Source organism: Occallatibacter sp., from assembly GCF_049802275.1.
Lineage (GTDB): Bacteria > Acidobacteriota > Terriglobia > Terriglobales > Acidobacteriaceae > Telmatobacter.
In genome coordinates this window covers 1-5,450 of the sequence record NZ_JBARMD010000510.1, presented here as the reverse complement: position 1 = coordinate 5,450, position 5,450 = coordinate 1, and the positions used below count along the sequence as shown (strand labels likewise).

At 58.7% G+C, this 5,450-nt stretch carries 5 protein-coding genes; 4 read left to right on the top strand and 1 reads right to left on the bottom strand.

The features are described 5' to 3' along the window. From WA354_RS17665 to WA354_RS17650, 4 genes are all read left to right on the top strand, one after another. Positions 1-696 (top strand): PLP-dependent transferase (locus WA354_RS17665; protein WP_472814338.1); only part of this gene is annotated, 696 nt, incomplete at its 5' end. 5 nt (positions 697-701) lie between these two features. Beyond that, a complete protein-coding gene (gene metX, locus WA354_RS17660) occupies positions 702-1,826 on the top strand; it encodes a homoserine O-acetyltransferase MetX (RefSeq protein WP_472814337.1) in 1,125 nt (374 codons plus the stop codon). Between the two features lie 415 nt (positions 1,827-2,241). After that, positions 2,242-3,675: an outer membrane protein assembly factor BamD gene (locus tag WA354_RS17655; protein WP_472814336.1), complete on the top strand. Its 1,434-nt coding sequence runs from the start codon at positions 2,242-2,244 to the stop codon at positions 3,673-3,675. Between the two features lie 100 nt (positions 3,676-3,775). Further along, positions 3,776-4,657 carry a hypothetical protein gene (locus tag WA354_RS17650; RefSeq protein ID WP_472814335.1) on the top strand — a complete coding sequence of 294 codons (882 nt, stop codon included), beginning with the start codon at positions 3,776-3,778 and terminating at the stop codon, positions 4,655-4,657. A 266-nt stretch (positions 4,658-4,923) separates the two neighbouring features. Here the strand turns inward: WA354_RS17650 and WA354_RS17645 are convergent. Continuing rightward, positions 4,924-5,450: TIGR00282 family metallophosphoesterase (locus WA354_RS17645; protein ID WP_472814334.1), on the bottom strand; the 527-nt coding region annotated here is incomplete at its 5' end.

Here is a 5,450-nt window from a genome sequence, read left to right as displayed (position 1 = left end):
CATGGCACCACCATCGGCGGCGTCATCGTCGATGCGGGCAAGTTCGACTGGGCCGCCTCCGGCCGCTTCAAGGAGTTTTCCGCGCCCGATCCCTCGTACCATGGCCTTTCCTACACTGAAGCATTTGGACCGCTCGCCTTCATTCTGAAAGCGCGCATTCAGGGACTGCGCGATACCGGTGCCGCGCTTTCGCCGCACAGTGCGTTTCTCCTGCTCCAGGGGATTGAGACGCTTCACCTGCGTCTTGAGCGCCACTCGCAGAATGCGCTGGCTGTCGCCCGTCATCTCCAGCAGCATCCGGGGGTCGATTGGGTCAACTATCCGGGCCTCGAGTCCAGCCCTTATTTCGCCCGCGCCAAAAAGTATCTGCCCAACGGCCAGAGCGCGCTCATCACCTTCGGCATCAAGGGTGGTTACGAAGCCGGCAAGAAATTGATCGACTCGCTGGAACTCTTCTCGCTCGTGGCCAACATCGGCGACGCAAAGTCCCTCGTCATCCACCCAGCCTCAACCACTCATCAGCAACTGTCGGTTGAAGAGCAGGCCGCCACGGGTGTCACTCCGGAGATGGTGCGGCTCTCTGTGGGCATCGAAGATATCCGCGACATTATCGCCGATCTCGACCAGGCCATTGAGGCAGCCAACGGGAGTGCCACAGTCGGTGCTGCTGGCACCAAGGTCCATACTGCACAATGAGTGTTATGACCGAAGCCGTTATCGGGCCGGGCGCAGCGCCGGCCCGGGCGCCTGCCCTTGAACCCACGTATGAAGGGGACTTCGTACTGGATCAGCACCTGATGCTGGAGAGCGGGCGCACGCTGGCGCAAACGACCTTGCATTATGCGGTTTACGGTCGTCTGAATGCGGCCCGCGACAACGCGGTGCTCATCTGCCATGCACTCTCCGGTTCGGCGCGTGTCGGCGACTGGTGGCCTGAGATCTTCGCTCCCGGTGCCGTTCTGTCGCTAGAACATGACTTTGTGATCTGCATTAACCTGCTGGGATCCTGCTACGGATCGACCGGACCCGGTTCGGTAGACCCGGCAACCGGCCTTGTCTACGGTCCCGATTTTCCACTCGTTTCTATCCGCGACAATGTCCACGCCCAGGCCCAACTTCTTGATTCGCTCGGTATCCGGCGGCTCAGGCTTGCACTTGGCGGCTCAATCGGGGGCATGCAGGCACTGGAGTGGGCCATATACGACCCCGCACGCGTTGAGCGTGCCGCCATCATTGCCGTAGCTCCCCTGTCGGCCATGGGACTTGCTTTGAATCATCTTCAGCGGCAGGCCATCCAGAACGACCCGGAGTGGGACAGCGGCTATTACCTGCCGCAGCGGCAGCCGCACCTCGGCTTATCGCTGGCTCGGCAGATCGGCATGCTCAGCTATAAGTCTGCCGGCCTGTTTGATGAGCGCTTCTCCCGCAATCCGAACCGCAACGGCGAGAACCCGTGGGGCCTCGACAACCAGGGCGGAGGCCTCATTGGCGGCCGCTTCGACATTGCCGGATACCTCGATCATCAGGGCGAACGGTTCATCCAGCGATTCGACGCCAATTCCTATCTCGCCATATTGCGCACCATGGATACCTGGGATCCCCTGAATGGTCATGCATCGGCAAAGGACGCATTCGGCCGTATCCGCGCCCGCCTTACCTTTATCGGCATCAGTTCCGACTGGCTTTTCCCTCCGGAGTCTGTCCACGGCTTTGCCGACCTCATCCGTTCCACCGGCGTTCCAGCCGAATATCGGGAAATGATCAGTTCCCACGGTCATGACGCCTTTCTCGCCGAACAGGCCGAGTTAGTCCGACTCCTGCAGTAACGTTAACCCGTCAAAACAGAGTCCTGTTACACTCAGGAAACACTTTTGGGCCTTTTGGTGTCTAAGCGATTAGGCGATGCGCTGAGGGGGCGGCCATCGGTTCGCCGCAGGGAGGCAGAAAGATTCCCGCAAGGCTTCCAATCAGGGACATATCAGAATCCGCATCGGCGCACCGGTTTCCGGCAGAGCCGACGACACCCCAATTGCGCCTGTATCGCCAGCATCTAAATTTTTGTCGAATCAGGTGCCTTGTCACATTGAGTTGGGCTTTCTATAATCCTCCCAATACCGCATTGGACATCGTGGAAATGTTAATCCGTCGAAATCTGCAATATCACCTTCCGAAACGGATTGACGATGCCGCGAGCGAGTGCTTGAGTTACCATTACACTTCCGCATCTCCCAGGAGCACTGAATGAAGAAGTTTGTCTTTGCATCTGTGATGGCGCTGGCGAGCTTGAGCCTCGTTCCCGCACACACGCTGCGCGCGCAGGATCAATCCACGATTCAAATCAAGGATCCAGCCGAATACAACGCCTATTCAATGGCCACAACGCAGTCTGATCCCAAGGCCAAGGCCGCAGCTATTGAGGACTTTCTGACCAAGTACCCACAAAGCGTGGTCAAGAAGACCATGCTCGACATGCTGATCGACACCTATCAGCAGCTTGGCGACATGGACAAGACAGTAAGCGCAGCCTCACGGTTGCTGCAGATTGACCCGGGTAATCTCAAGGCCCTGTACATCTCGGTGGCCATCAAAAAGAACCAATGCGCAAAGACTTCAGATCAGCAGACCTGCGATGATGCTGCCGCTCTTGCTCAAAAAGGATTGGCGGCAACCAAACCCGCTGGGGTCACTGACGAAGCCTGGAAGCAGCAGACCGATGCAACCGCGCCGTTCTTTCATTCGGCAATTGCTGTAGATTACCTTGTGTCCAAGAAGGACCCTGCCGCGGCGGTCGAAGAGTATCGCAAGGAACTGATGATGTATCCGCCGGATAAAACCACAAGCGGACTGGCTCTCGGCGATACCCTGCAACTTGCGCTTGCCTACGTCAAACTGCAGCTCGTTGACGCCCAGGCTGCACGCGATGCCGACACCAAGGCCAAGGCCGCTCCCGCCGATGCAGCGCTGGCCGCAGCTGCCAAGGCCGCAAAAGACAAGGCAAACCAGGATTACCTGCAGGCAGTCTGGTTCTTTGCCCGCGCCTGGAACTTTGCTCCCGCAAATTACAAGAGCCAGATTGAGCCTCAGCTCGAGTATTACTACAAGAAGTACCACGGCGATCTGACCGGCCTGGATGCTCTGAAGACCCAGGCGGCAGCGACCCTCTTCCCGCCGGGCACCCTGAACATCACCCCGGCCAAGACGCCGCAGGAGCAGATCCACGACTTGCTTGCCACCACTCCGGACTTGAATACCCTGGCGCTGGCGGACAAGGAAACCGTGCTCTCCGTTGGCAGCAAGGAAGATGCTGACAAGCTCTGGGCTCTCCTCCAGGGCAAGGAAACGCCTGTCCCGGGCACCGTGATCGAAGCCACTGCCAGCCAGATCAAGGTTGCCGTGACTCAAGATGCCAAGGACGCCAAGACGGCGGACTTCATCGTCAACATGAAGGAGCCGATTCCGGAAAAAGAGATTCCCGCTGTGGGCTCCGAACTCAAGTTGCTCAAGGATGGTGGTCCGGAACTGGATGGAACTTACGATACTTATTCGCAGGTTCCCGCTTCAGCAACGGCAGCCGCCAGTGCTCAGATCGTGCTGAAAGATGGCATTCTTCAGACCGCGAAGAAGGCTCCGGTACACAAGCCGGCTGCCGGCCACCACACGGCTAGACCGCAGTAATTCCACTGCGCTCCTGGTGAATTGAAGGGCAGCTCTTCCAGGGCTGCCCTTCGCGTCTCAGGCCGTTCGCCAGCTTGTCCGATGGTAATCTTGAGGCAGCATGGTGCCGTTCCGCATTTCCCCGATCCGACTGGTTGCGACTCTGGTCTTGGCTGCCGTTGTATTGGCTGCGGCCTCATATTTGCAGAGCCAGGATTCTGGCGCTTCAAAGCAGGAGAGGATCGTTCCGGACACGGTTCCCGCCAAGCCGTTTTCAGCGATCGCGACCCGCCAGACGCCCCTCTACACAGTCGAGTTTCGTTCCGCTGACCAGCTTACGCAGCAGGATCGTCTCGTGCTCGCGGATGCGGAGTCCTCCATCGCCGAGCACGCAGGGTTCGCCGGCCTCGAGTATCAACAGAACAACTGGAGTTATCGTCAGATCGTCTGCCCCACGTTCCCGAATCATCTTTTCCTCCAGTACACGCGCAACAATGGTGCCGGCGACATGTCTGTCTTTTCCGCCTCGATTCCCCGCAATGGCGAAGGCCGGGTCCGAATCGTTCCCATCCTCAAGCGCGGCTATTCGCTCTTTTCACCGGCGCCCATCAACGCTCTTACCATCTCGGCTTTCAACCACATTCGCGCAGAGGAGGGAGAAGCCGCAAACAGCGATTGGCTCGGAAACGCGCTCTGCTACGCTGCCCTTGCCGGTTCCCAGCCCCAGATTCTGCCGCACGACTCAGAGCCCGCTGTGCACAAGCCGATTCCCGCGCTTACTGCTGCTATGTATGTCGAAACGCAGGCGCACGGAACGCAAGTGATTCGCTTCGCCGACGCAGCCGCGCATATGCACGCAATGGAGTGGTCGATGACCTTCACGCATCAGGGAAAATTGACCGAGGCCACGCATAAGCCGGCATCGATGAGGACCGCAATCCCTGCGTCGCAGCAGTCGGCAGTTACTCAAACATGGCAAGTGCCAACGTCGGGCCAGAACTAGCACTGATTCTGGCCAGATTTTCCCTCCTCAGGACTGTCATTCCGAGCGACCAACGGGAGTCGAGGAATCTGCCGTGAAGATTGTCGGGCAAAGAATCAGAGGTGCCCCATCCATGACGCAGCCTCATCGCGGCATGGGTGGGAAACCACCAATCCCAATTTTCATTCTTTCTGGGCGTCCGTTGGCTGCAATGAACTGGACTCAGTGAACCGCGCCTTCGGTGCTGAAGGATGCTTTCGATTGCCACAAGCACCAGGAATCGCGTCTTACTCCCCCAGCATGATCCGCTGAATCGCCGATGCGCGCCCTGTGATTGCATCGCAGGTAATGAGCGCGGCGCACATCTTCGGATTCCCCTTCGCTGCTTCGAATTTACCGGGCATGCCGGTAAGAAACCGGTGCAGCACCAGGTCCTTCTCCACGCCGATGACGCTGTCATAGGGGCCACTCATACCCACGTCTGTTTGATAGGCGGTGCCGCCCGGCAAGATGCGCTCATCCGCTGTCGGGATATGCGTATGCGTGCCCAGCACCGCCGTTACTCGCCCGTCCAGATGCCAGCCCATCGCCACTTTCTCGCTGGTGGCTTCGCCATGAAAATCCACGACGATCACCTTCGCCTTGATGCCAGCGAGTAACGCACTGGCCGCGTTGAATGGGTCATTAGTCCCGCTCATGAACACCTTGCCCATCAGGTCGACCACGGCGAACTCGACGCCGCTCTCTGTCACGCCCTCGAATACGCCATATCCCGGCAAACCCGGTTGCATATTCGCAGGCCGCAGCACGCGAC

Excerpts from the sequence above, each read along its gene's own strand:
- metX (WP_472814337.1), top strand. The coding sequence starts at position 702 with ATGACCGAAGCCGTTATCGGGCCGGGCGCAGCGCCGGCCCGGGCGCCT.
- WA354_RS17655 (WP_472814336.1), top strand. The coding sequence starts at position 2,242 with ATGAAGAAGTTTGTCTTTGCATCTGTGATGGCGCTGGCGAGCTTGAGC.
- WA354_RS17650 (WP_472814335.1), top strand. The coding sequence starts at position 3,776 with ATGGTGCCGTTCCGCATTTCCCCGATCCGACTGGTTGCGACTCTGGTC.